25 protein-coding genes and 1 tRNA gene are annotated in these 23,676 nt (G+C 60.6%); 14 read left to right on the plus strand and 12 right to left on the minus strand.

Going from position 1 to position 23,676, the window contains the following annotated elements; all coding sequences use genetic code 11:
• Nucleotides 1–37 precede the first annotated feature (37 nt).
• From DFO48_RS14950 to DFO48_RS14980, 7 genes are all read right to left on the minus strand, one after another.
• On the minus strand, nucleotides 38–2,080 hold the full coding sequence (locus DFO48_RS14950; protein ID WP_114863917.1) for a phage terminase large subunit family protein: 2,043 nt from the start codon (nucleotides 2,078–2,080) through the stop codon (nucleotides 38–40).
• Entirely contained in the window at nucleotides 2,077–2,583 is a 507-nt protein-coding gene (locus DFO48_RS14955) for a hypothetical protein (RefSeq protein ID WP_233506409.1), read from the minus strand. The genes DFO48_RS14950 and DFO48_RS14955 overlap by 4 nt, the downstream gene beginning before the upstream one ends.
• Before the next feature lie 181 nt (nucleotides 2,584–2,764).
• The gene (locus DFO48_RS14960; protein ID WP_114863918.1) at nucleotides 2,765–3,313 is read right to left on the minus strand and encodes a hypothetical protein; all 549 of its coding nucleotides are present in this window, start codon (nucleotides 3,311–3,313) and stop codon (nucleotides 2,765–2,767) included.
• Nucleotides 3,306–4,094, minus strand: a complete 789-nt coding sequence (locus DFO48_RS14965) for a helix-turn-helix domain-containing protein (RefSeq protein WP_114863919.1) — start codon at nucleotides 4,092–4,094, stop codon at nucleotides 3,306–3,308. The genes DFO48_RS14960 and DFO48_RS14965 overlap by 8 nt, the downstream gene beginning before the upstream one ends.
• A gap of 13 nt (nucleotides 4,095–4,107) precedes the next feature.
• Nucleotides 4,108–4,449 carry a hypothetical protein gene (locus tag DFO48_RS14970; protein WP_114863920.1) on the minus strand — a complete coding sequence of 114 codons (342 nt, stop codon included), beginning with the start codon at nucleotides 4,447–4,449 and terminating at the stop codon, nucleotides 4,108–4,110.
• Nucleotides 4,450–4,520: 71 nt separating this feature from the next.
• Complete coding sequence (locus DFO48_RS14975; protein ID WP_114863921.1) at nucleotides 4,521–5,354, minus strand: hypothetical protein; 834 nt, start codon at nucleotides 5,352–5,354, stop codon at nucleotides 4,521–4,523.
• Between the two features lies 1 nt (nucleotide 5,355).
• Nucleotides 5,356–5,808 carry a phage regulatory CII family protein gene (locus DFO48_RS14980; RefSeq protein ID WP_158545672.1) on the minus strand — a complete coding sequence of 151 codons (453 nt, stop codon included), beginning with the start codon at nucleotides 5,806–5,808 and terminating at the stop codon, nucleotides 5,356–5,358.
• 79 nt (nucleotides 5,809–5,887) lie between these two features.
• Here DFO48_RS14980 and DFO48_RS14985 point away from each other — a divergent pair, with 79 nt between their 5' ends.
• The 9 genes from DFO48_RS14985 (at nucleotide 5,888) to DFO48_RS15030 (ending at nucleotide 13,325) form a co-directional block, all read left to right on the plus strand.
• Nucleotides 5,888–6,163, plus strand: coding sequence for a hypothetical protein (locus tag DFO48_RS14985; protein WP_114863923.1), 276 nt, complete (start codon nucleotides 5,888–5,890; stop codon nucleotides 6,161–6,163).
• 87 nt (nucleotides 6,164–6,250) lie between these two features.
• A complete protein-coding gene (locus tag DFO48_RS14990; protein WP_114863924.1) occupies nucleotides 6,251–6,628 on the plus strand; it encodes a hypothetical protein in 378 nt (125 codons plus the stop codon).
• A 534-nt stretch (nucleotides 6,629–7,162) separates the two neighbouring features.
• Complete coding sequence (locus tag DFO48_RS15000) at nucleotides 7,163–7,843, plus strand: S24 family peptidase (RefSeq protein WP_158545673.1); 681 nt, start codon at nucleotides 7,163–7,165, stop codon at nucleotides 7,841–7,843.
• Nucleotides 7,844–8,107: 264 nt separating this feature from the next.
• Nucleotides 8,108–9,445, plus strand: a complete 1,338-nt coding sequence (locus DFO48_RS25180; protein WP_147282742.1) for a hypothetical protein — start codon at nucleotides 8,108–8,110, stop codon at nucleotides 9,443–9,445.
• 709 nt (nucleotides 9,446–10,154) lie between these two features.
• The gene (locus DFO48_RS15010; protein ID WP_114863928.1) at nucleotides 10,155–10,769 is read left to right on the plus strand and encodes a hypothetical protein; all 615 of its coding nucleotides are present in this window, start codon (nucleotides 10,155–10,157) and stop codon (nucleotides 10,767–10,769) included.
• An 84-nt stretch (nucleotides 10,770–10,853) separates the two neighbouring features.
• On the plus strand, nucleotides 10,854–11,123 hold the full coding sequence (locus DFO48_RS25185) for a hypothetical protein (protein WP_147282743.1): 270 nt from the start codon (nucleotides 10,854–10,856) through the stop codon (nucleotides 11,121–11,123).
• 349 nt (nucleotides 11,124–11,472) lie between these two features.
• Entirely contained in the window at nucleotides 11,473–11,883 is a 411-nt protein-coding gene (locus tag DFO48_RS15020; protein ID WP_199407007.1) for a hypothetical protein, read from the plus strand.
• Between the two features lie 30 nt (nucleotides 11,884–11,913).
• Nucleotides 11,914–12,141 carry a hypothetical protein gene (locus DFO48_RS15025; protein WP_003054634.1) on the plus strand — a complete coding sequence of 76 codons (228 nt, stop codon included), beginning with the start codon at nucleotides 11,914–11,916 and terminating at the stop codon, nucleotides 12,139–12,141.
• On the plus strand, nucleotides 12,120–13,325 hold the full coding sequence (locus DFO48_RS15030) for an Arm DNA-binding domain-containing protein (protein ID WP_114863929.1): 1,206 nt from the start codon (nucleotides 12,120–12,122) through the stop codon (nucleotides 13,323–13,325). Before DFO48_RS15025 ends, DFO48_RS15030 begins: the two co-directional genes overlap by 22 nt.
• Nucleotides 13,326–13,352: 27 nt before the next feature.
• Here DFO48_RS15030 and DFO48_RS15035 read toward each other — a convergent pair.
• A tRNA-Gly gene (locus DFO48_RS15035) sits at nucleotides 13,353–13,426 on the minus strand.
• 509 nt (nucleotides 13,427–13,935) lie between these two features.
• Between DFO48_RS15035 and DFO48_RS15045 the strand changes: the two genes are divergently transcribed.
• Both DFO48_RS15045 and cyoE read left to right on the plus strand, forming a co-directional pair.
• A complete protein-coding gene (locus DFO48_RS15045; protein ID WP_114863931.1) occupies nucleotides 13,936–15,114 on the plus strand; it encodes a heme A synthase in 1,179 nt (392 codons plus the stop codon).
• 24 nt (nucleotides 15,115–15,138) lie between these two features.
• Entirely contained in the window at nucleotides 15,139–16,044 is a 906-nt protein-coding gene (cyoE, locus tag DFO48_RS15050) for a heme o synthase (protein ID WP_003062379.1), read from the plus strand.
• Between the two features lie 284 nt (nucleotides 16,045–16,328).
• Here cyoE and DFO48_RS15055 read toward each other — a convergent pair whose 3' ends face one another.
• The 4 genes from DFO48_RS15055 to DFO48_RS15070 form a co-directional block, all read right to left on the minus strand.
• Nucleotides 16,329–17,306, minus strand: a complete 978-nt coding sequence (locus DFO48_RS15055) for a c-type cytochrome (protein WP_114863932.1) — start codon at nucleotides 17,304–17,306, stop codon at nucleotides 16,329–16,331.
• Nucleotides 17,307–17,323: 17 nt separating this feature from the next.
• Nucleotides 17,324–18,043, minus strand: a complete 720-nt coding sequence (locus DFO48_RS15060) for a c-type cytochrome (RefSeq protein WP_114863933.1) — start codon at nucleotides 18,041–18,043, stop codon at nucleotides 17,324–17,326.
• Between the two features lie 180 nt (nucleotides 18,044–18,223).
• Nucleotides 18,224–20,047 carry an ATP-binding protein gene (locus DFO48_RS15065; RefSeq protein ID WP_114863934.1) on the minus strand — a complete coding sequence of 608 codons (1,824 nt, stop codon included), beginning with the start codon at nucleotides 20,045–20,047 and terminating at the stop codon, nucleotides 18,224–18,226.
• Nucleotides 20,047–20,721, minus strand: a complete 675-nt coding sequence (locus tag DFO48_RS15070) for a response regulator (RefSeq protein ID WP_114863935.1) — start codon at nucleotides 20,719–20,721, stop codon at nucleotides 20,047–20,049. Before DFO48_RS15070 ends, DFO48_RS15065 begins: the two co-directional genes overlap by 1 nt.
• Before the next feature lie 184 nt (nucleotides 20,722–20,905).
• Between DFO48_RS15070 and DFO48_RS15075 the strand changes: the two genes are divergently transcribed.
• The 3 genes from DFO48_RS15075 (at nucleotide 20,906) to DFO48_RS15085 (ending at nucleotide 23,641) form a co-directional block, all read left to right on the plus strand.
• Nucleotides 20,906–22,327, plus strand: a complete 1,422-nt coding sequence (locus DFO48_RS15075) for a prolipoprotein diacylglyceryl transferase family protein (RefSeq protein ID WP_233506410.1) — start codon at nucleotides 20,906–20,908, stop codon at nucleotides 22,325–22,327.
• A 23-nt stretch (nucleotides 22,328–22,350) separates the two neighbouring features.
• The gene (dsbG, locus tag DFO48_RS15080) at nucleotides 22,351–23,214 is read left to right on the plus strand and encodes a thiol:disulfide interchange protein DsbG (protein ID WP_114864248.1); all 864 of its coding nucleotides are present in this window, start codon (nucleotides 22,351–22,353) and stop codon (nucleotides 23,212–23,214) included.
• Between the two features lie 76 nt (nucleotides 23,215–23,290).
• Nucleotides 23,291–23,641 carry a hypothetical protein gene (locus DFO48_RS15085; protein ID WP_114863937.1) on the plus strand — a complete coding sequence of 117 codons (351 nt, stop codon included), beginning with the start codon at nucleotides 23,291–23,293 and terminating at the stop codon, nucleotides 23,639–23,641.
• Nucleotides 23,642–23,676: the final 35 nt, after the last annotated feature.

A 23,676-nucleotide genomic window follows, 5' to 3' on the forward strand; every position in this document is an offset into this window, starting at 1 on the left:
GTTGCACTTGTGGTGCCTGCGTTTGCATTGGTTTTTATTAATAAAGGCTGATGGGGCTGAAAAGCTCTTCGTCCGCCAGCTGGCGCGACGGGCTGGGCCGTGCTGGCGCGCGTGGCGGTGCGGCTTCTTCGCTTTGCGGCTGTGGCTGGGCCGCCTGGGCCGGGGCGGTGTTGAAGAGGTCTTGCGGGGGCTGCACGGTCTGCTCCAGCTGCAGCCAGCGGGCCTCGGGCCATTTGTGGATGCCAAGGCACATGGCGGCGTGCAACGCGTAATTGCGGCAGTCCAGCACCTCATTGCGCGGGCGGCGCTTGACCCAGCGGTACACGTCCTTGCCGTTGACCTTGACCAGCACGCGCTGCTCTGCGGTGAGCTGTTCGTACCATTCGCGCGGCAGCTTCTGGCTGGTGTGCACGTAGCCGGGGCCGGGTTTGTCGATGGCGAGCTGGCCCAGCAGCAGGTCTTTGGCGCTGTCCACGCCCACCAGCCAAAGCTTGATGCCGTGCGATATCTTGCGGCCGCGGTAGTTGACTTCTTGCAGGCTGCTGGGGCCGACGATGTTGCGGTTGTCGTTGTTGTCGCCCTTGATGGCGCGCAGGCCGGCAAGCTGCCCTTGCGCGCTGCGCACCCAGTTGTAGACTGCCTGGGTCTGGTCGGAAGAGTCGATGCTGATGGCACTGAGGCCCAGGCTGCCGCCGTGCCAGGCCTGCACATAGCGCTGCTGCAGGTATTGGGTGACGGGCTCCCAGTCGGACTCGCTGGCGGGGTTGCCCTGGATGACCTGGTGCGCGACGGCCCAGCTTTCCATCCCTCGTCCCCAGGCCCAGATGGAGATCTCCCACCGGTCGCGCTGCACGTCGACCCCGGCGGTGAGCAGCAGTGCGCCGGCGGGCACGCGGCCCAGGGGGTAGTCTTCGGCCCGGGCCTGCAGAGCATGTTCGTCGCTGCTGTCGCCTTTGAGCTCCCAGGTCTCGCCCAGGGTTTCGTTGGTGAAGCCGGTCATGGGCCCCACGTCGCCCGCCTGCAGGGCACGGTGTGCCTTCTCGAATTCATCGACGATGCTGACCCAGGTGCGCTGGGGGCTGTAGGCGGCCCAGACATGCACGCCCAGGGTGCGCGGCGGGCGGCAGGGCTGGCCCGCAGCGTCGCGCCAGATGCGGTCTGCGCCGTAGCAGCGGCCGGTCTTTCTGCAGACCCAGGTGCCGGTGAGCGGCCAGCCGCCGGGCAGGTAGTCGGCCTGGGTGATGCTCTCAAGGCAGTGCGGGCAGACGTGGTGCACGCTGGCGGGCTGGCCTTTGACCCATTTGAAGCCGTAGGGCAGCTCTTTGCTGCCCCAGACGAGCGGGTGCTCCGCGCCGCAGCGCGGGCATTCGATGTGGTACTGGACGTAGGCGTCGGATTCTTCGCAGGCGCGCTCCACATGGCACATGCCTTTGACGCGGGGCGTGCTGCCGCCGACGAACTTGGGGTATGGCGCGCCCTCCAGCCGGCCCTTGGCCAGACTGCCGGGGTCGCCGGACTTTTCGATGCTCTGGTCGAAGGCGCTCCATTCGTCGAGGATGGAGACGGCCACGGTGATGCGGCGGTAGGCCCGCGCGGCCTTGCCGCCCAGCAGGTGCAGCACGCTGTCGCGAAAGGGTTTGTACTTGATGGTGTCCTCCACCCCTTTGCCCTGGCGGCGCGCAGCCTGCACGGCGGCCACGCCGTCGAGCACGGGCTCGATCTCGCTCTTGACGTAGCTGTCGCGGTCGTCGTCGGTGGGCTGCCACAGCGCCTGTTTGCGGCGGCGGTGGGCGATGTTGTAGGCGACGAAGGCGGTGATCATCTTGGTATAGCCCACGCGCTTGCTCTTTTTGACAGCCAGCTCTTCGATGCGGTCGTCACTCATGAAGTCGAGAATGCCGAGCTGAAACGGCCAGCCGACCCAGCCGCCCTTCTGGTGGCTGGATTCGCCCGCCAGCAGAAAGTGCTCTGCCGCCCATTCGCTAAGGGTTTGCGGCGCATCGGCCCGCAGGCTGGACAGGCCCAGCGCGGCTGCGGCCTGGATGGCGGCCATGGCTTCGGGGCTGAGGGGTGCACTCATGCGGCGTCGCCCTCCCCTGCGCTACCTGCTCTGATATCAAATGCGCCGGTCTCGTCTGCATCGAGCTCCGCCATGGCTTCGACCTCTTTGTTGACCAGCTGGGAGGTGGAGCGGATCCATTCGTTGCGCGCGTCGGCCATGATGCGAAGCACGATCAGCAGCACCTCTTGCGGCAGGTCCGGGCAGGCCTTGCGCACCTGGCCTTCGAACTGGTCCATGCGATCGACGATGGCCGAGCTGGCCAGCCCAAGCACGTCGGCCAGAATGCCGATGGGCGCGTACTCGCCACGGGCGACGGCGTTCTTCAGCTCCTGCGCCTCGCGCTGGGCCTTGGCCAGGCCGGCGCGTTCTTGCACCAGGTCGAGACCGCCCAGCTCGCCGCTCATGCGCCCGGCCGCCACTTCACGCAGGCGGTTGCAGTAAGCGCTGATCAGCTCGGCCCAGGTGCCGCCGGTGGGCAGCTTGCCATCGGCCATGAGGGCGCTGACGCTCTGCTGCGACACTCCGATAACGCTAGCAAACTCCGCTTGTGTGGGGCGGGCTTCAAGCTCAATCATCCTCACAATACAACCCCCTTAGGAAACCCACGAAACAGTCCGACAACGCGGCTCGAATTACCCGCTTCAGAGGCTCGGCGGAAGGACCCGCGACCCTCACCTTGCCTATTTTTTGTGCAGTGCAACATCAGACCTTGACCTCCAGGCCCAGGACCATGCGAGCGGACTTGCCGGCGTAGTACGAGATGCTGGTGTCGCCACCCTCCATGCGGGCCACGATGCGGCGTGCCCAGTCCTTGCCGTCGTTGCGCTCCTTCAGGTTGACCTTCACAGGCGGCGCAGCCACTGGCGCGGGCAAGGCAGGCAGACCCTGCTGCTGGGCATAGGTCTGGCGCGGCATGGCGGCATCGCACATCAGCTCGAACTGCGGCAGGTTGGGCGGGAAGTCGGGGTGCTCTGCAGCCAGGCGGGCGGCCGCAGCCTCCAGCACATCGGCAGGAAAGCGACCCAGGCGCGCCTGCCAGACGTTCATGGCCGCACGGATGCCCTTGTCGTGGCCCAGGCCGTCCTTCAGGCCCGTGGCGAACTTGCTGAGGAACAGGCTGCCGTAGCTGCCCTGCAGCAGCACGAACAGCTTGCGCACCGCCGGGCCGGCCCGCAGCCCGTCTGCCGGATCCGCGGCGCGTGCCTGCGCTTGCTGGATCGCTTCAGCCGTCAACGTCGCCACGTCATGCATCCCACACCCCGTCGAAGATCGTTGCTGCCGCAGCAGCGTGCTTGTTCGCGTTGAACGCCGGCGCACGACCACCCGCCGGTGCTGCCGCAGGCCCGAGCCATGCGGCCTGCAGCCCTTGCGAGCCGCGTATGCACCACAGTTGCAGAAAGGCCTCCAGCGTCATGCCGGCCTTCACCGCCTCGGCCTTGGCGCCCTTCAGCACGGTCTCCGTCACCGGTGCCCGTTTGACCTTGCGCAGCTGCAGCCAATCGGCCCAGGTCTGGTCTGTCACGTCCTCCGGTTGAGCAACGGGTCCTGCGCGCTCAAGCGCAGGTGTGTTGGTTCTTTGATGGTTCCTATGACGGTTCAATGATGATTTGGGTGCGCCTGGTTCACCCCTGGGGTGCGCCTGGTGCGGGGGTACAGGTGCGCCTGGTTCACCACCTGGTGCGCCTGATGCGGGGGGTGCGCTATCTGCGGGGGGTGCGCCATCTGCACCACCTGCCTTGCTGCGACGGCGACCAACAGGTGCCTTGGTCGGGTCGAAACTGCCCGGCGTGATGGTGTAGCTGGTGCTGGCATTCAGGCGATATTCCCGAAACACCAGACCGACCTTCTGCAGCCACGACAACGCCTCTTGCACGGCCCGTTCCGACAGGCAGGTGCGCCTGGCAATGGTGCCGACACCGGGCCAGCACACGCCGTCGTCATTCGACTGATCCGCCAGCGATATCAGAACTGCCTTTTGCGCAGCAGACATGCCCTGCAGCGGCCAGCAGGCTGACATGATGATGGTGCTCATACTTCTCTCCCGATCAGGCCAAGGCCGTTTGTCGCGCCTTGCAGCGCACAGGCATCACGTCACGCTGGCGCGGCGACAGGCTGCAGCGGCGTGCGGCGCCCTCCTCCAGCCGTCCGGCAGCCAGCAAGGCATTGACCGTGCTGGCCACGCTGCACAGCTCCAGCCACTCGCCCGTCTGGGCGTTGTGGTAGTCGCGCAGCTCGCGCCGGCTCATGTCGCGCACGCCTTGCTGATGGGCATGGCGCAGCGACTCGTACAGGCGCTCGTGCAAACGGCGGCGCGTTTCATTGCCCAGAGCGGCAAACGCCTCGGCGCTGGTGTCGCGCCCAGTCACTACGGGTTGGGATTGCTGCATGGTCAAACCTCCTGATATCTGCACAGGCGGCTGCGCGCCCGCGCTCAAAGTCGTTTCTGGGTTCATGGAAGTCATACGCCTGCGGCCTCGCGCAAGCGGTAGCGGATACGGCGCTCCAGATAGGCCGTGGCGTCGGCACGCTTGGCCACCTTGTCCATGTCAAAGCGCGGCAGGTAGCCACGCCCTGGCCGCACAAACATCAGCACCGGGCGCACATCGGCGCCACCTGTGCCGCTGGCCGCCCAGATGCCCGGCGCCAGGTGCGCCGTGCGCTCGTCCTGCTCGCCCTTCTGGGTGATGCGAGGCCCGCCGCGCGTCTTGCCGTAGGCCACGAAATAGCGACGGCCCGCCTGCTTCTTCGTGCCGCGATGCACGCGCAGATAACCCTTGTCGCTCATATTGGCCTTGTAGCCCTGCTCGCCAAACGCCTGGAAGTAGCTGATCAGCTGCACCAGAAACGGCCCGCGCAAGTTGCCCTTGCCGTCATCGCTGCCGGGGTAAGGGCCACCTCTGGCCTCATCCGGAATCGCCGTCTGATAACCGGCAGGCAAGATGCCCGCACGCTTCAGGGCCACCTCGCTGCGCTTGTCGCGCCGGCGGCCGCCCCAGGTCTGGGCATCCAGAATCTTTTGCGGATCGATCCCCTTGCCGCCCATATAGGTCGGCTCGATCGTCACGCTCAGCCTGGCGGCCGTGGCCATGCGCACAAACGGGCTGCGTAGGATGTAATCCGTAGGCCGGTCAAACACCGCGCGCATCTCTTCCTGCATGGCACGGCGGATCTCGAAGCCCGTATCGTTCAGCGCCTTGGCATAAGCCCTGGCGGCCTGTGCGCCCGTCAGGCCGTGGATCTGCCGCAGCAGTTCCGCCTGGTTCAGCACCCGCGCACTCAGCTGGATATGCATATCAGCCCTCCTCCACCGGCGCCGGCACACGCGCTGCCGCCGTGGCCAGCAGCTGGTTCAAGGCAGATATCAGCTCGTTGTAGCGGTACTGAAGACGCTTGATCTCGTTGCGGCTCACCATGGCCTTGCCACCACGAAAGGCGTCTGCCGCTGCGGATGTGAACTCGCCCACCTCCTGCTGCAAGGCCACAAACGCCTCCACCGGATCGCCCCCAGCCTGGTCGGGCAGCGCGGGCACGCAGGTGTAGCCCAGGGCTGCTGCCATGGCATGCAGAATTGCCGGGTTGCCCGACATCACCTGCAGCGCCACAGATTCGCGCAGCGTCAGGTGGTGCGTCGTGTTGTTCGGGTTCAGCTTGTTTTGCAGCGTATTGGCGCTCACGCCCATGCGCTCGGCCAGCACGCGCACGCCGCCTGGGTGGTTGTGCGCGATCAGGTATGCCGCATCTGTCACATCGGCCGGCATCCGCATGTCGTTTTGACGGCCTGCTTCGCCATTGTTTGCGTGGGGAGGGAAAGAGACACTGCTTCTCATGACCACACCTCACTTCTCAGGCGAATCGCTGACGGCCGCCGCGCAGACAGCCAAGCAGACTCCCATCGTCCCCACACCCGAGTGGGCCCACGCCATGGAGCTGCTGCTGCAGCAAATCGTCTTCGTCCTAGACGTCGAAGGCCGCGACAGCTTCACCACCCGCAAAGTCGCCCGCTGGAACAACCAGTGCATCCACGAGATGCTGCGCACCGGCAGCGTGCCCCTGCCCGTGATCGAGGAGTTGCAGCGCGTGGCCGTGCGGGTGCTGACGTGAGGCTTCGGGGCCGAAATGAAACTGCCCTTGCTCTTGGTTACGATGACAGCAGCAACGTCACCACCAACCCCAACCCATGGAGCAAGCATGAAGGTCGAATTTGCAGAAGACATCAAGCACGTAAAAATCCAACTCAACGACACGTACAGCGCCGAGGAATTGGAAGAGCTGATTGGCGGGCTGGCCGAATTGCGCTCAGCCATGGAGCCCTCCGTCCCCATGCGCTCCCCGCTCACGGCGGAAGCTCCCTTTACGCCCTTTGCCATAGAGGACGATCCCACATTCGATCTCGCCAAGTCCAAAAAAACTGGTGTGGTTCGGCTGCTGATGCGCAGCAGCGGCATGGGTTGGACTGCCTACGACATCAATCCTCTGAACGCCAGCACTATGGCGGCCTGGTTCAGGGACAACGTGGTAGCTGTATCCGCCCTCGAAGAATCGAACATCGATACGCAACCCCAGTGAGCGGCCTTGCTCAGCAAAGCTGTCACGCACCTCTTGGCAGCTAGGCACATCAGCCATGGACCGTGCCGCAGGAGAGCATTCGCCTTGCTCTGCACTAAGAGCTGCAAGACTGGACTCTTCCAGCAGCCGCTCTTTGAGCAATCCGTTGCCCACCATCTGAGCGTGAAGCTGCAGCGCCTTGGCCTGCAGCTTCACAAGCTCGCACCTGTACGCCAGGTATGAATTGGATTCAGCCATGAGCAGCCTCTTGCCCGGCTTGCGGCAGAGCGACTGACTTCGCAAACGGCGGCGGCAAGCCCTCGACGTTGCGACGAGTCCATGCAGCAAGTACGCGGTCTGCAACCTTGTCGCTGAGAACGTCAGGCCACTTGTCGACGGCCTGGTAAGACACACCCAAAGCGGCCGCCACTTCTCTGGTGGAGCCACCCAGCATTTCTATGGCCTCTGTTTTTCGGATCGTCATGTCTCAAGTTTAACCTTAGTTAAAACATGAAAGCAACCATAGTTAGTATTGATTCCGCCATGATTTCAACCATGGTTGATTACAAAGAACGCCTAGAGAAGGCAATGAAGGCTGCTGGTGTCGACATCACAGAGCTTGCGAGGTCTGTTGGCGTCTCCTATCAGGCTGCGCGCAAAGTCCTTGAGGGCGAGAGCAAGGCTTTCACTGCCGAAAACAATGCCAAGGCCGCTGCACGCCTGAATGTGTCGTCGGACTGGCTTGCCACTGGCATGGGCGACATGGCCCGCAACGCCAACAGCATTGTTTTTTCAGAAGAAAGCGACGATTTGGTGCGCATCCCCCTGTTGGCCAACAGCGGCAGCATGGGCAAAGGCAATGACACGCTCGATGCGGACTATGTGGTGGGCGACCTAGCCCTATCCGCGCACTGGATCAACCAGCACATCAAGCCCGGCAATATCCGGGAGCTGAAGTTCATCCACGCCCAAGGCGAAAGCATGTCGCCCACCTTCAGCGACGGCGATGTGCTGCTGGTCGACATAGGCTCGCGCGACCCTGCCAGCCATGAAGGCGTCTACGTCCTGGATGTGCACGGCCAGACCTATATCAAGCGCGTGCGTATGCGCATGACTGGCACCTTGGAGGTCAGCTCAGACAACCCCAACATCAAGACCGTGGATGAACTGAATGGGGATCACCAGGTACGCGTGCTGGGTCGAGTCGTCTGGGCCTGGAATGGGCAAAAATTGTAGCCAACCAAGCCGCTGCAAAGCGTCCGACTGAGTCCCACTCGCCTACCTTGGCGCGTCATTGCGTCTCGTTGTCGCTCTTTTTCTTCGCGCCTCGCCTCAACAGAAAATCTACAATTTACTGCATGGTGCAATTGGCTTTTAAAATACCAAGTCTCTGACTTCAACCAAAATAATATTTTGGTCATTACAACTTATATGCCTCATTATTTCTAGGAGGCACATGCACCTAGCTTGTGACATATTTGAACAAAAAACCCATTAACTATGCCCACAGATTTCAGATACTGGTACCCAAAAAACAAGAAGCCAAAAATTTTTCCAGCTGACTTCCGGTCAATAATCAACAACATTTTCTCTGCAAAGAGTGCTCTAAATACTAGTTGGGATATAACCCCAGCTGAGTTTTCACGAGCACTTTATGAAACAGGGTATGGAGAGAAGTCTAATTGGAGTGACTTCATTAGCTTTAACTCAAAAGAAAAAGACGATTTTTTCAATTTTCTAATTCTTCGAAAAAATTGGCTTTTAAGTGCTTTAGTAATTTCAAATGGCGAGGTTCTTACACGTAGTTTCGCCAATCGACTTGATACATCAGAACTTAACTCAATATCTTATCACTTAGGACAAGCTGGTACACGCATATCGGCGGATAGATGGATGGCGCCCTCTCGCAAGGTAGTGCGGGCACTCCATAACTCAACATACACAAAAGAGGCATTTTTAAAACCCGGCGCCTTAATGCAGGTAGTCTCAAGAAGTGAAAAAACCCCGGATTTATTAATTGAAGACAATGTTGGTGACTGGCACGTCTTCGAGGCCAAGGGCGGCGGGACCTCTTATCGACCAAAAGCGGTCATGAAAGCAATGAAGCAACTGGATTCGATAATCGGAGTTGGGATGGGAGGTACATGCAACCCTCCAAAGTCAAGCGTCTGTTCGTTCGCTGAATTGGAAAAGGCAAAGAAGCTATCGTTCGATGTGGTTGACCCACCTATGGAAAATTCGAATGAACCACAAACATCAGAAGGCTCTCACCTTTATTTTTTACCGGAGGTTGCTGAGCTCAGGGCCGCAGTATTCAGCGCATACCTTCTTCAACAGCTTCCGATAAAAAAAACTTTTCAACAACAACCTCTTCGTAAGGTTCCATTACCTGGTGCTTACATTTTTGGAAGGCATGGAGTCTCCCAATCAACGGAAGAACAGCTTTTGATATTCACATCAATAAGGGAGACATTACGACACGCTGTACTCAACAACAGACTTGAAGTTTTCGAGAAATCTTCCTATTTTAGTGAACTTTTACATAATACATTACAGGAACTTCAATTACGTGTTAGCAATAGTATTTTGCAAAACGCTTTTGTTAACATAGTCCATGCGTACAAGCCTACGTTAGATAGTGATTCACCTGAATATCGACTACTTTTCATCATCGCTGAGGCATTTAGATTTAAAGAAAATTTGAACCACATCCACAAGCAACGCGAGGAAAACACCAAACTAGCTCGCACCTTATTCCCAAACGTTAGCGAGAGAATTTTCCCCTCCCTATCTGGAGCCATCTTCCTCCAGTTTGATGAAGACAACGAAAGCAATTAGTTAGCTGCCGCGGGGCTGATGTGATCGCTCATTTGACAGAGATCAGGCCATCAAATCGAGTCAAAGCGGACCTTTTCGCATAATCGGCAGTCGCATGAATTACCCTCCACACAAGCCCGCAACAGCGGGCTTCTTTGTTTTTGACCTTGCTTGAAGAAAACTTCACAGAAAATTTAACCATGGTTGACAAAAATAATTTAACCATGGTTAAATTCATCCATCGCAGCAGCGGCCGCAGCACACCCAGCCCCGCCTACGCAGGGCCAAAGCCACCAACGCTAGCGCGCAGTTGGCATCAAGGGAGTGCAGCAGAGGTTGCAGACGCGATGGGCGCCACGGTATCGACCGGGTCAGGCCCGGTCTTTCAAAAGTCGCCTGCCCATGTCGTTCGCTCCACCCATGCGGGGCGTCCCCGGGCACCATCGCATCAGCGGGCACGGCCGCTGCTCTGCGCGGCATCCCTGCCGTATCCAGCCGCCAAAGGGCGTACACGGTCAAAAGGGTGAGGCGAATGCGGCCAAGAGCAAGAACGGCAACGCCGGTTGGAATCCCGGCACCGCCCTCCCCGAGCGTATCGGGGCCAGACCAGAGCGCCTTGCACCAGGGCGCTGCGGTTTGAAAGAAACCTCTTGAAGCTTTCTGGCGCCAGTACATTACAGATTGCAACACAATACAAAAAGATCAACTCGGCCGTGAAAGTTAGAGGTTTATGGACATTTTTCAGCTCGTCATCCCTTTGCTTGGCGTCCTTCTTGGAGGGGTCATTTCCGGTTCTGGGAATTTATTGAAGGCACGTGCGGACAGAAAAAGAACGGTCGCAAGCGCCTTGGCTAATCTTCTTGAAGTCAGGCATCACATAGTTGGCGTTGGGATCGTTTTGACAGAAATCAAGAAAAGAGCACCTTGCTCTGCACAAGACCTTCAATTGATAGAAGCCCAGTTTCACAACTTCTTCCCTTTGGATGAGGAAGTTCACAATCGTTACAAGAAAGCGATTGACACCCTGGAGGGTATTGACCCTGTTCTAGCCTTTCAAATGAGGTCAAAGAATGAAATTCAGAAATATCTTGGGCAGCTTGACAAATTGCCCTTAGAAAATGGCATTGATCACGCGACATTTTCTCAAATGAGGAGTTTTCTAAAAGAGGCAATCATTCCCAGCCTGGATAGATCTGTCATCAAACTTGCAGGCGCTCACTCCTGCACAACAAAAAATGCAGTGAAAAAACTGATCGCCCAAGAAGACGAGAAGCGCAGCGAAATTGGGAAGCTATTCGACAACATGCAAGCGATGTCCTTGCCCAACTTATCTTCGTCGACATAAGCTGATTCACCTACTTTCTCTGTACCCCCAAGCCCGCCAGCAACCGCTGAGCGGGCTTTTCTTTTGCCCTCAACCGGAGAACCCATGCAAGCAGTTCGCCCCACCTTGCCCAGCGTGCCGATCACCAGCGCGGCATTTCAGTACAGCAACTCGGCCAGCACCAACATTGCCGACACCTTCGCCAAGGCCCGCGCACGCATGGCGGCCGAGCAGGCAGCTGCGGCCAGCAAGCCACGACGCCGCAGCCAGCATGGCCCGGCGCTGATGACCATCAACCGGGTGCGTGCAGGCACCGCCAACCACCTGAATTTGCCGCTTTTCGAGGAGCAGCCGTCATGCGCATCTTTGTTCTGAAATGCGGCTGCGTCTCCATCCATCACATCGCCCGCAGCGCAGCCGAAGCGTTTGACCACGGCTTTGCCGAGCTGGGCCACCTGGGCTTGGGGATCTCTTGCCGATGCATCCGATAGACACCGTGCTGCACGAGCTGCAGCACCGCGACCGCCAGCGCAGCCGCCTTCTACGCGCTATGGAAAGCAAAGCGGCTACCGCCAGCCCAGCAAAGCTATCGGCAGCAAACTACTTTCAAATGCAGATAGAGCAAGCGCAACGCGCTCACAAATTGAGAAACCATTACCCAAACAAAAGCCCGCAAGGTTCAAGACCCGGCGGGCTTTTTTCATTGCTCTGACAGGAGACATGCATGCGCCATACCGGAACGCTCTTTCTCAGCCGCACCCCGCCGCAGGCCAGCACGGCGCTGTGCGGTGCTTTTCAGCTGCAGTTGCTGCTGCTGGACCGCCTGGGCCCGCACCACACCGAGCCGTGGCGCACTACCTGGACGGGTGTGGCGGCGCAACGCTTTTGGCAAACACACCATGCAGCGCTGCTACCCGGCGCCGCCCTGGTGGTGGAGCTGGAGCGCGCCCGCATCCACACGCTGGCCTGCCGCCCGCCGCGTAGCGAGGTGCATGCCCGCGTCATTCACTGCGCACTGGTGCCTGCGCGCAGCCAGGAGCCTGCCAGTGCTTCAACGCGGCATGCGCACACGCAACACGCAACACGCAATGTGACCCACGCAATCGATCGAGCAACCCCCGAGCCCTGCCACTGAGCAGGGTTCTTCTTTTTCAGGAGGTATGACATGGACTCTTTTCTGACCGCCACCCAGCCGCCACCGGTCTTTCTGGCACCGGATCGCTTTGTCACCATCAAGATTTTTGCGGCCATTTCGGGCTTCACCGAGAAGGCGATTCGCCGAAAGATCGAGAGCGGTGTCTGGATCGAGCGGCGCGAGTACTTCAGGTCGCCCGACTCGCACATTTTTATCGACCGTGAAGGAGTCCAGAAATGGGTAATGCGCGGGGTGTAGAGATTCGCGAGAGCGGCATTCGGCTCTCGTTCGCCCACCGGGGAGAGCGCATTCGCCGCACTCTTCTGGTGGAGGGCAAGGCCATTGCGCCAACGCCTGCCAATATCAAATATGCCATCAGGCTGCTGGCTGAGATCAAGCTCAAGATCCGCGCGGGCAACTTTGTGATGCGCGAGTATTTTCCGGAAGGCGGCACGGTGGCTGCCGGCACGACCGTGGCCCACCAGCTGGATCATTGGTTGTCGGTGAAGGTGGCAGAGAATTCGACACTGGCTGGCTACCTCAGCGCGGTCAAGTTCTGGAAGCCTTTCATTGGCGAAAAGCAGGTCTCGGCCCTGAAGCACTCGGACATTCTGCGCGCCATCAAGACCCGGCCGGATCTGAGCGGCAAGACCGTCAACAACTATGTGTCGGCACTCCGGTCTGCAATGGACCTGGCCGTGCTCGACAAACTGCTCACCGAGAACCCTGTCGCGGCAGTCCCCAGCGCCAAGTGGCAAAGGGAGCCACCCGACCCGTTCGACCGCGAGGAAGTCGAGCAGATCATTGACTACGCGCGTGCCAACTTTGCGCCCACGGTCGCCAATCTGATTGCATTCCGATTCTTCTCAGGTCTGCGCACCAGCGAGATGGTGGCCCTGCGCTGGCACAGCATCGACTGGAGCAAAAAGCAGGTGCTGATCCACGAAGCGGTCGTCAAGGGCCTGCGCAAGCAGACCAAGACCAACAAGGCCCGCCTCGTGAGCCTGAACAGCCGGGCCCTGGATGCACTGGAAAGGCAGAAGGAACAGACCCCGAGGGCGCATGTCGGTAGCCTGGCCAGCGAAGTTATGAACCAGGCCGCGCCCAAGGATTCACAAACGATCTTCGCCGACCCGACGCATGGCGAGCCCTGGGCAGACGACAAGCGTTTTCGCAACCCCTTCTGGGTGCCGATGCTCAAGGCGCTGGGCATTCGGTACCGCCCGCCCAACCATATGCGCCACACCTATGCGACGATGCTGCTCATGGCAGGTGCCACGCCGGCCTATGCAGCCAAGCAGATGGGGCATTCGGTAGAGATGTTTTTGAACGTCTATTCCAAGTGGCTGGACGACGGTCAGGGGGATATAGAGCAGGCGAAGCTGGAGTCCTTCATAGGACAAAACTCCCCAGGAACTCCCCCGAAAAAACAAAGATCGTGATAAGTCTTTGTTTTAAAAAAGAAAAGCTGGAGCGGGCGATGGGAATCGAACCCACGTTATTTGCTTGGGAAGCAAGAGTCCTACCATTGAACGACGCCCGCGTCTGCGACGAAGCCGCGACTGCAGCTGTCTTTGACAGGCTCACAGTTCCAGGCTGCGAGCTGGAGCTATCGTACATCAAGGCTATGTAGCCTCGGTTCAAAATCAGAGCATTTTGGCAATTTTTTGCCTCGGAGTTTCCCCGAAAGCAGGGTTTTGAGGACAAGCCTTTCTTCCTCTTTGTTAGGGACACTCCGGTCACGACTGCCTAGCCTCAAATCACATGGGTAAAATTGTGCGGGATCAAAGAGCCTGCATTCAACTGCGGCTCCAAGCGTCGAGCAAAGTCCTGGTCCTGGAGCACGCAAGTCTCGCGATGACCAAGCAGGTTCCTCTCGTTTTTGCGCTTGACCAAGATCTTCAATAATTTCTGTAAATACTGACCAAGTACTGAACGCCCCTGCCGAATCATGCCGCTTTGCTTCTGCGATTTTTTCCTGCCCGCTGACCGCCGTGCCCTGTCTGAAGCACAGGCGGCTGGACGATGGAAGCCAGTCTGCGGAGTTACGGCATGACAGAGCAGCAGCTATACGACCTGGCTCCTGCACTGGAGCTGATGGCTTTCGGTCTGGTGCTGGCCCTGGGGCCCTTGTGCTGGGTCTGGTGGCGCAGTCGGGGCACCGGCCCCAGCAAACGTCTGCAGGCGCTATGCGTGCTGACATTGTTCCTGACCTTCGATCTGGTTCTATTCGGCGCCTTCACACGTCTGACAGACTCGGGCCTGGGCTGCCCTGACTGGCCTGGCTGCTATGGCACGGCCAGCCCTATCGCAGCTCATGCCCAGATCTCCGAGGCGCAAGCTGCCATGCCGACCGGCCCGGTCACCCATGGCAAGGCCTGGGTGGAAATGATTCACCGCTATCTGGCGACCACGGTCGGCGTGCTCATCATTGCCATGACAGTCATGAGCTGGAAGCAGGCACGTGCAGCCAGGCAAACGGGTCAACACACCTCTTTCAGAGGCGCTGCCAACCCCTGGTGGCCGACTCTGGCTCTGGTATGGGTCTGCATACAAGGCGCTTTTGGGGCGCTGACAGTCACCATGAAACTGTTTCCAGCCATCGTTACGCTGCACCTGCTGGGCGGTACCGGCTTGCTGGCATTGCTCGCCATTCCCGCATCGGGCCTGAGCCAGCAGCAAGCTGGCCGCTCTCCGGCCCTGATCGCCAGACGCTTGCGCATCGTGCTGTGGCTTTGCCTGGCGCTGCTCATCGTCCAGGTCAGCCTGGGCGGCTGGGTCAGCACCAATTACGCCGTGCTGGCCTGCACGACCTTCCCCGGCTGTCAGGGTAGCTGGTGGCCAGCCATGAATTTTGCCGAAGCGCTGCAGATCTGGCGCCCTCTGGGCATGCTCAAGGACGGCAGCCACATCAGCTTCGAAGCGCTGACCGCCATTCACTACACCCACCGTCTGGCGGCCTATGTGGTGGTTCTGGCACTGGCTGGTCTGTGGTGGGCATTGCGCCATGTTCCTGCATTGGCCAAGCAGCGCCAGCTGCTGGGATTTTTTGCGGTGCTGCAAGTTCTGACGGGTCTGTCCAACGTGGTGTTGGACTGGCCCCTGGTTGCGGCCGTGCTTCACACCGGTGGAGCCGCGGCCCTGGTAACGATTGTGGTCTGGAGTCTGGCCGTGACGCGCGCAAATGCCGTCGCCGCCCCCGGGCCCGAAATGGCGCGCCGCCCCGCCTGAGGCATAGCGTAAAAGAGTGATTGCATGAGTCAAAGTGAAGCCTTGTTGAATAACACCTCGCGAATCAGCCAGTTCTATGCACTGACCAAGCCGCGCGTGGTGCAGCTCATCGTGTTCTGCGCCCTGATCGGCATGGTGCTGGCCGTTCCTGGTTGGCCTACAGCCAATCAGTGGATACATATGGGCGTTGCCTGCGTCGGCATCTGGCTGGTAGCGGCCGCCGCTGCGGCCTTCAACTGCCTGGTGGAGCGTCATATCGATGCAAAGATGAAGCGCACATCCTGGCGCCCCACGGCGCGCGGTGAACTCTCGAGTCAGCAGGCACTGGCCTTCTCGGCCATTCTCTGCATGATTGGCGCCACGATTTTGCTGGTCTGGACCAATGCGCTGACGATGTGGCTGACGCTGGCTACCTTTGTCGGCTATGCGGTGATCTACACCGTGGTTCTCAAGCCCGCCACGCCACAGAACATCGTGATCGGCGGAGCCTCTGGCGCCATGCCGCCCGTGCTGGGCTGGGCCGCCATGACAGGCAATGTCGGCCCCGAGGCGCTGATTCTGTTCCTCATCATCTTCCTCTGGACTCCGCCCCACTTCTGGGCCCTGGCCCTGTACCGCGTGGAGGACTACCGCCAATCCGGCCTGCCCATGCTACCCGTGACCCATGGCAGCGAATACACGCGCCTGCAGATTCTGCTCTACACCGTTGTGCTGTTTGCGGCCGGTCTGCTGCCCTTCATGTACGGCATGAGCAGCTGGCTGTACCTGTTCGCGGCTGTCGTTCTTGGCGCTGGCTTCATCGCCTATGCGGTGGCTCTGTACCGCAATTACTCGGACGAGCTGTCGCGCCGCACCTTCCGTTTTTCACTGCTTCACCTGAGCCTGCTGTTTCTCGCCCTGCTCGTGGATCACTACCTGTTCATGGCCTGATCTTTCAAGCCCTGCCATTGCAAAAGCCCGGCTCGCCGGGCTTTTCTACGTCTGTCGGAAAGTGATCTTCCCGTGCTTTCCGAATCTACGCTTGAGTGCGGATTCAATGGATCTTGTGCAGCCCTGCCAAACCCTGGGCTCCGTGACCAGAGCGCAACGTACCGTCGATAGCTCAACGGCTGCTTAGCTGGACACACATTCTGGTCACCCCGATCACAAAAAGGCCAGCCCGACTACAGGGCTGGCCTCGAGCCTGCATCCGGCAGACCTGATCAAGCGTCCATTTACAGACCCTTGAGCAGCTTGCCGTTCACTTCCTTGCCATACATGGAGTATTTGCCATGGTGCTTTTCGGCCGTGGCCTGCAAATTGCCGTTGAAGCGCGGGTCCTGGCCACGCTCCTGGCTGTTGATGAAGGTCGCCACATCCCAGGCTTCCTGATCACTCAGCGTTGCATTGCCGTAGGGCATGTTGTTCTTGATGAAGTTGGCCGCCTTGTCGATGTCATGCATGCCGGCGCCCCAGTTATAGGAGTCCTTGCCCCACAGCGGCGGGAACACGGCCACGTCGCCGACAAACTGTCCTTTGCCGTCTGCAGCGTGACATAGCGCGCACTTGGCTTCATAAACCTTGGCACCGGCTTCATAGGTGGGAGTCTCTTCAGGCTTACCCGCCTTCTTGAAACCTGCACCGGGCAGCTTCTCGCCCGTGGGGGCCTTCTGTGCCATCCAGTAGGCATAGGACTCCAACGCCACCAGAATGTCATGACCGTCGTCCGGTGCCTTGCCGTTCATGGAGTACATGAAGCAGCCGCGCACGCGCTCGGCAAAAGTGTCCACATGGTCGGTCTTCTTGCGATAGGCCGGGTACATGGGGTAGGCCCCCCACATGGGGGCTGCGCCCTTCAAGCGACCAGCATCGAGGTGGCAATTGGTGCAGCTCAGCGGATTGCCCGAAAAGCCCACGGCATTGACCGGCGTGCGTGTGAAGATCGCTTCGCCACGACGCACCCACTCGCCCATGGGGCCTTCCGGGTAGTCGCTGACGCCGGGAGGTGTGAATTCGCCGGGCTTGGCAGCCATTGTCACGGCCTTGGCTTCCGCAGCAGGCGCTGCCACCTTGGCTGGTTCTTCGGCCTTCTTGGGACTGCTGATGCTCATGCCATACCAGAGCGCGCCGCCCAGACCTGCGAACAGGCAGGCCACCACGGCGTATTCAGCGAGATTGGAGCTTTTGGAAGCAGTTTGTTGTTTGTCCGACATTGTCAACTCCCGAACTCTTAAGGCTTGGCGGTTGCTGCTGCAGCAGCGGGGTTGTGCAGGCGCTGGTAGTACGCTGCAACGGCCTTGACGTCATCGGCCGTGAGCTTCTTGGCCACAGCCCCCATCAGACCCAGAGGGCCTGCTTCGCGCTGCCCCTTGTTCCAGGCATCTATCTGACTTTGCATATAGTCGGCTGTCAGATGGCCGATGGCCGGAAAGTCCTTGCCCACCCCTACTCCGCCTGGGCCATGGCACTGCGCACAGGCAGGAATGCCGTCGGCCCAGCGGCCGCGCTCGACCAGCCAGGCACCGCCATCGTCGCTCTTGCCGGGCAATGCACCGCGCACGCTCTTGATGGGCAGTTGCAGGCTGGCGTAATAGGCAGCCACATCGGCGCGCTCCTGCTCGCTCAAGGCCTTGGCCATGGGAGCCATGACAGGGGACTGACGAGCACCAGCCGCCAGCTGGTTCAGCTGACGCTCAAGGTAACCGGCGTGCTGGCCCGCCAGTGCGGGGAAGCCAGGCTGGCCCTCGCCCTTGGCACCATGGCAGGTGACGCAGGCAGCCGCACCGCCGGCCGAGCCGGACTGAGCGATCTTTGCGCCGGAAGCGACATTGCCGTTCAATGCAGCCTTGGCGGCAGCAGGTTCTTGCGCCCAGGCGCTGGTCGCCATCAGCATGGAAATGCCGACAGCCACCCACGACCGGGGCAGAGTCTTTGTGTTCAAGCGATTCATCTTGGGAATGGAGGTTTAGGCGGCTCAGATCTGCCGCACATCAGGCGTGTGCTGAACGCCGACGTCTGACCTGGAATGTCACGAGCCAAAGCAGCCCAATGACAGCAAGCACATTGCCCAAAGATACTTATAGAAGATTAAGAGCCAATTAATGCTGCAAACAATTGGCCCCTAAGCTGACTAATCGGGCGGCGCAGCACAGGACTTCACCGGCAGGCATAAACGCACCACCAGTCCTGTCGTCGCTTCTGGAGCCAGGCCGTTGTGCACCTGTTCGAATGCATAGCCCTTATGCTGCTGCCACTTGGCCAAGGGCAGTAGCTCCAGCTCACCGTCGCTGCACTGTGCAATGCGCTGCACAATCGCCAATCCCAGGCCGCTGCCATGAGCCTGATGCTGCTTGCGCCAGAAGCGCTGGGTCGCCACAGCACAGTCCTCGCTGCTCAGCCCTGGCCCATGGTCGACCACCGTGAACTCCACATAACCGGCAGGATTGACAGGCATCGCCTGAGGCTTGTCGCAGCCGACCTGCGCCAGCTGCGCAATATGGCGCAAGCCGAGCAGCACAGCAGAGTCGCCCGACTCGCCACCTGCCTGCTGCCCATAGCGCAAGGCGTTTTCCATCAGATTGCGCAACGCAGACACCAGCAGGGGCTGAGGTACGGCCACATGCAAGTCCTGCAGCCTGACGTCATTCAGGGCTTGCTGAGGCAACCAGCGCAGGCGCAGCGAGCCCGAAGGAATGGCCGTGGCAGCCAATCCCCAGGCCTTTTCCAGAGCCTCCCAGGCACAGGCGGGTTCGCTACCGCAGGCCATGGCACGAGAGCCTCCTGCATCTTCGCTCACCGGCTGACAATCCAGCCTGGCCAAGAGCAGCAATTGCTCCAGCGTGTGCTGCAAATGCTCCACGCCCTCCCCCGCCTGCTCCAGCGCCTGCCGGGTCATCTTCCACTGCGCAGTCTCCGAAATCGGCCTGGGCGCAGCATCCGCTTTTCCGGCACCGAGCTGATCCCTCAAAGCCACCATCTGAGACCCCGCATTGGCCACCGCCATCTGCGCCACCTGCACATGCGTTTTGACGGCAGTCAGCGGAGTGCGCAGCTCATGGGCGGCATCGTCGCTCCAGCGACGCTCGCGCTCAATGGCTCTGTGCACGCGCTGCAGCAGGTGATTGATGGTCTGCACCAATGGTGCCAGCTCCTTGACCTGCCTGCCTTGCGCCACGGGCGAATCATCCCCGGGCGGACGCTCGCTCAACTCCTGGCGCAGCGACTCAAGGGGACGCAGGCCGCGCGTCACTCCCCACCACATCAACACCATGCTGGCCAGCAGCGCCAGCACAAAGGGCAGGATGATGGTGTAGGCGAAACCATGGATCAGTCCCTCACGCACATCGATACGGTCGGCCGTGGCAATGCGCACACCATGCTCCTCAAGCACATAGGTACGCCAGGGCTTGCCGCCTTTGGTGATGCTCGAGAAGCCCAGCGGCAGCGGCCCCTGGAAGCTGGGCGCACCCGCAGTGCGAGCCAGTACCTGAGAATCGGTAGGCTCGGTCGCCCGCTCGGGAACCGTATCTGCTGAATCCCCGGCGCGGCCGGTCTTTGCAGTTTTGGTGCGCGGTGCATCCAGCGGAGATGCCGGAATCAGTGCCGGTCGAGCCGCCTTGCCGCTCGCCTCGTCCAACACAGCACTTGCATCCGGATCCATAGCATCATGCGTAGGCGCGGTATGCACTTCGCTGCGAATCATGCTGACCTCGCAAGCCACACCATCACGCGCCACCACATTGAGCATGGGCCCCCAGTCCTCGGGACTGGTGTTGTGCGGCTTGAACTGGTGGACAATGCCCGCCACCATGCGGGCCGATGCAATCAGTCGGTCGTCGAGCACGGAACGCAGCTCATGCCTCATGTCGGCAAACATCCAGGCGGCCACACCGCCCCACAACGTGCACAGCGCCAGACACAGCCAGACCAGCAAACGGACCCGCAGACTGCGCATCAGCAACGGCCTCCCTGCACGCGCCCTAATCTGAAACCCACACCACGCACGGTCTCCACCATATCCGAGCCCAGCTTGCGACGCAGATGGTGCACATGTACATTGACCGCGTTGCTCTCCACATCAAGGCTGTAGCCATAGAGGCTGTCGCGCAGTTGCTCCAGGCTCAGCACTCGCCCCGGCGACTGCAGCAGCGCGCGCAGCAACGCCCATTCACGACGCGACAGGTCCACGATGCTGCCCTCCCGTATGGCCTGGCCGGCGGCCAGATCCACTTTGACATCGCCCAGCACAATCCAGTCCACGGTACGTCCCGCCGCCCGTCGCAGCAGCGCATGCAGTCGCGCCGCCAGCTCGTGCAGATCGAAGGGCTTGACCAGATAGTCGTCAGCCCCGGTCTGCAAGCCTTCAATGCGCTGGTCCACTGCATCACGTGCGGTCAGCACCAGCACCGGCAGCTCCAGCCCCTGACGGCGCCACCGCGCCAGCAGATGCAGACCGTCCTCATCGGGCAGACCCAGATCCAGCACACATACATCGAAATGGGAGGATTTGAGCGCCGCATCAGCCTGGCTGGCACAACCCACCACGTCCACGCCAAAGCCCTGTAGCTGCAGGCCCGCCTTCACCCCGCTGGCGACCAAAGCGCTATCTTCCACTAACAGCACATGCATTTTTTCACTGCGCAACCGCCACCCGCACCATCACATCCGGAGATGTGAGTACCCGTTACGCGCCTTGTTTATCCGAATCGGCCGAGCATCGCAGATTTATCTTTTCGCAGCGTTAACCGCTGCTTAATCCCTTGCACCCAAGATGCAGGGCTGCCTCATCCAAGACATTCAGCCGCCACCATTCATGTCTCTTCGCTCTGCCGCAGCCCTCGTTGTGCTTTCAGTCCTGCTGACGGGGATGACTGCCGGGGCACAGCCGCTGACCCTACCCAGCCTGAATGCCGACGAGCCCGCTGCGCAACCCGAAGTCCTGAGTGCGGAACAGGCGTTCGAGCTGGTACGCCCCGAGCAAAGCGCCATCAAAACAGAGGCTGATGGCCGCCGCCTGCTGGAGCTGCATTGGAACATTGCCCCTGGCCACTATCTCTACCGCGACCAGTTGCGCCTGCTCAATGCTCAGGGGCAGCCGATACCGCTGCAGATTCCTGAAGGTCGGACCCTGAGCGATGCCTTTTTTGGCCGTGTGCAGGTCTTTCATCAGGAGTTGCGCATTGAGGCTGCGCTGCCTGAACGGTCGGAGCAATGGCCACTGGAGTTGCAATGGCAGGGCTGTGCCGAGATAGGCATCTGCTACCCGGTACAGCAGCAGAGCATCAGCGCCGCTCAAACAGGCGCAGACAGGAATGTGGATGCCCCGACTCCAGCCCTGAGCGAAGACAATACGCAAGCAGCTCAACCCGGTTTGTTGCAGGCACTGGCCTTGCCCCCCAGCGTGCGGATAGGCCCTCTCGCTCTGCCCACCATGGCTCTTGCCGCTTTTCTGGCGTTGCTTGCCAGCCAGTGGTGGGCGCGGCTCAAGCAGCGGCAAAGCGATCAGCCTGTAGAGGCTCTGCTACTTCACGCCACGCTTGCTGGACTGGTGGCAGCGCGCGCAGCCTACGTCGTGCAATGGTGGCCCGAGTACTGGGCGCCAGTGAGCGCATCCCCCGCCAACGCGCTGCAGATTCTGGATATTCGCGACGGCGGCTGGAACCTCTGGGCCGGACTGCTGGTGGCGGCTTTCTGGGCAGCCTGGAGCTGCCGCAGCCATGTGACCTTGAAACGTGGCGTACTGCAGTCCCTGGGTGTGGGCGCCTTCATTCTGATGGCAGCCTACGCACTGCGAAATTGGGTTGAGCCTCCTACATCCTCACTCCCCTCTTTGACGCTGGTCAACGCTGCCGCTCAGCCCACGGATCTGCGCAGCTACGGCGGTCAACCGCTGGTCATCAATCTCTGGGCCAGTTGGTGCCCGCCCTGCAAGCGCGAGATGCCGGTATTGGCCCAAGCGCAAAAAGACCATCCAGGCGTGCGCTTCATCTGGATCAACCAGGGTGAAGACGCCGCTGCAGTCCTGCGCTATCTGCAGTCCATGCCTCTACCCCCGGCTCAGGTGCTCCTGGACCCCGAGCAGCTTGCCGGTCAGCACTGGCAGCAACGCTCCCTGCCATCCACCTATTTCTATGACGCGAACGGACGCCTGCGCTCCACCCGTACGGGGGAACTCTCCCGCGCCAGCCTGAGCGAGCAGTTGCGCATCATTGCGCCTCCAACGCAGGCCCCATGACTCAAAATGGACAAAGGTTTATCGTGCCACGTTTACAGCCCCTGTCACGCCAATTGGCGGCTCTGACGCTCCCCATCTTCGCTGCAGCCGCAGCCACCGTGGTGGCCGTAGCCTATACCCGCGACGTGATTGCCGCCAGCAGTGCGGCAAACAGCGAACTGCCCTCAGCACAGTTTCTCGCCGAGCAAGGCCTGCAGATCGTGGGCCCCATGCAGAGCTCCGGCGGCCTCAAGGCCTGGGCCGCCTACCGCGACCAGCAGCCCATCCCCATCTATCGCATGCCTGACGGCAAGCACTGGGTGATCGGCACCGTCATTGATGCCCAGGGCAAGGATGTCAACGCCAAAGCCTTGCACAATGCCGTGCAAAAGCCCATGGGTCAGGGGTTCTGGACCGATCTGGAGCGTACACACTGGATTGGCGACGGCAGGCCCGATGCCGCCCGCATCGCCTATGTGTTCACCGACCCCAACTGCCCCTATTGCAACCAGCTCTGGCGCGATGCCAGGCCACTGGTGCAAGCTGGCCAGTTGCAGTTACGCCATATTCTGGTGGGCATGCTGCGCCCCAGCAGCGAAGGCAAGGCCGCCGCCATTCTGGCCTCCAAGGCACCCGAGCAAGCTCTTGCCAGCCACGCCATGGCCTATGCCGACGCTCATGGCAAGAATCCCGATGCCCTGGGTATTGCACCGCTGCAGCGCATCCCCCTGTCGGCCCGCGATGCACTGGCCAGCAACGCCGCGCTGATGAGCAGTGCAGGCCTAGGGGCCACACCCGCGACGATCTGGAAGAATGCCCAGGGACTGGTGCAGATCCGCACCGGCATGCCGCCCGGGCTGCTGGACGAGTTGATGGACAAAGCTCCCGCCAAGTCGCCAGCACGTTAGGATTCAAACCGTCGTACAGCCCTTACACAGAATCTGCAAGCAGCTATCATTGCAATAGCAAATCTGCCCAAATACCATGAGCCGACCTGACTGGAACACCCTGCTGCCCACTCTGCACCCCGACACCCGCATCGTGCTGCATGCCCCCAGCACGCAAGCGCTGCTCCGCGCACGCGGCAACTTCAAGAACCTGAAAACTGCCAACCCCGAGCTGGAGGTCTGGATTGTCGTCAACGCCCAGGCCGTGCAAGTCGTGCTGGATCAGCCCGACGACATGGGGCCGGCTCTGGCACATGTGCTGCTGTGCCCCAACACGCTCAGGAACGCCGGCATCAGCGCACCGGACAATATTCAGGTACTGCCCATGGGCGCCGTCGAAGCCATCGCCCGCATGCAGCAGGATGGCTGGACCTATATACGCAGCTGAGCAGGCTGCATCCTCGGCACTCCAGAGCCCGCGCG

The organism is Comamonas sp. AG1104 (assembly GCF_003350425.1).
In the GTDB taxonomy this organism is placed as follows: Bacteria; Pseudomonadota; Gammaproteobacteria; order Burkholderiales; family Burkholderiaceae_C; genus Comamonas; species Comamonas testosteroni.

Coding starts and splice junctions, on each gene's coding strand:
- DFO48_RS14950 (WP_114863917.1), bottom strand. CDS start 2,080: ATGAGTGCACCCCTCAGCCCCGAAGCCATGGCCGCCATCCAGGCCGCA.
- DFO48_RS14960 (WP_114863918.1), bottom strand. CDS start 3,313: ATGCATGACGTGGCGACGTTGACGGCTGAAGCGATCCAGCAAGCGCAG.
- DFO48_RS14965 (WP_114863919.1), bottom strand. CDS start 4,094: ATGAGCACCATCATCATGTCAGCCTGCTGGCCGCTGCAGGGCATGTCT.
- DFO48_RS14970 (WP_114863920.1), bottom strand. CDS start 4,449: ATGCAGCAATCCCAACCCGTAGTGACTGGGCGCGACACCAGCGCCGAG.
- DFO48_RS14975 (WP_114863921.1), bottom strand. CDS start 5,354: ATGCATATCCAGCTGAGTGCGCGGGTGCTGAACCAGGCGGAACTGCTG.
- DFO48_RS14985 (WP_114863923.1), top strand. CDS start 5,888: ATGACCACACCTCACTTCTCAGGCGAATCGCTGACGGCCGCCGCGCAG.
- DFO48_RS14990 (WP_114863924.1), top strand. CDS start 6,251: ATGAAGGTCGAATTTGCAGAAGACATCAAGCACGTAAAAATCCAACTC.
- DFO48_RS15000 (WP_158545673.1), top strand. CDS start 7,163: ATGGTTGATTACAAAGAACGCCTAGAGAAGGCAATGAAGGCTGCTGGT.
- DFO48_RS25180 (WP_147282742.1), top strand. CDS start 8,108: ATGCCCACAGATTTCAGATACTGGTACCCAAAAAACAAGAAGCCAAAA.
- DFO48_RS15010 (WP_114863928.1), top strand. CDS start 10,155: ATGGACATTTTTCAGCTCGTCATCCCTTTGCTTGGCGTCCTTCTTGGA.
- DFO48_RS25185 (WP_147282743.1), top strand. CDS start 10,854: ATGCAAGCAGTTCGCCCCACCTTGCCCAGCGTGCCGATCACCAGCGCG.
- DFO48_RS15020 (WP_199407007.1), top strand. CDS start 11,473: ATGCGCCATACCGGAACGCTCTTTCTCAGCCGCACCCCGCCGCAGGCC.
- DFO48_RS15025 (WP_003054634.1), top strand. CDS start 11,914: ATGGACTCTTTTCTGACCGCCACCCAGCCGCCACCGGTCTTTCTGGCA.
- DFO48_RS15030 (WP_114863929.1), top strand. CDS start 12,120: ATGGGTAATGCGCGGGGTGTAGAGATTCGCGAGAGCGGCATTCGGCTC.
- DFO48_RS15045 (WP_114863931.1), top strand. CDS start 13,936: ATGACAGAGCAGCAGCTATACGACCTGGCTCCTGCACTGGAGCTGATG.
- cyoE (WP_003062379.1), top strand. CDS start 15,139: ATGAGTCAAAGTGAAGCCTTGTTGAATAACACCTCGCGAATCAGCCAG.
- DFO48_RS15055 (WP_114863932.1), bottom strand. CDS start 17,306: ATGTCGGACAAACAACAAACTGCTTCCAAAAGCTCCAATCTCGCTGAA.
- DFO48_RS15060 (WP_114863933.1), bottom strand. CDS start 18,043: ATGAATCGCTTGAACACAAAGACTCTGCCCCGGTCGTGGGTGGCTGTC.
- DFO48_RS15065 (WP_114863934.1), bottom strand. CDS start 20,047: ATGCGCAGTCTGCGGGTCCGTTTGCTGGTCTGGCTGTGTCTGGCGCTG.
- DFO48_RS15070 (WP_114863935.1), bottom strand. CDS start 20,721: ATGCATGTGCTGTTAGTGGAAGATAGCGCTTTGGTCGCCAGCGGGGTG.
- DFO48_RS15075 (WP_233506410.1), top strand. CDS start 20,906: ATGTCTCTTCGCTCTGCCGCAGCCCTCGTTGTGCTTTCAGTCCTGCTG.
- DFO48_RS15085 (WP_114863937.1), top strand. CDS start 23,291: ATGAGCCGACCTGACTGGAACACCCTGCTGCCCACTCTGCACCCCGAC.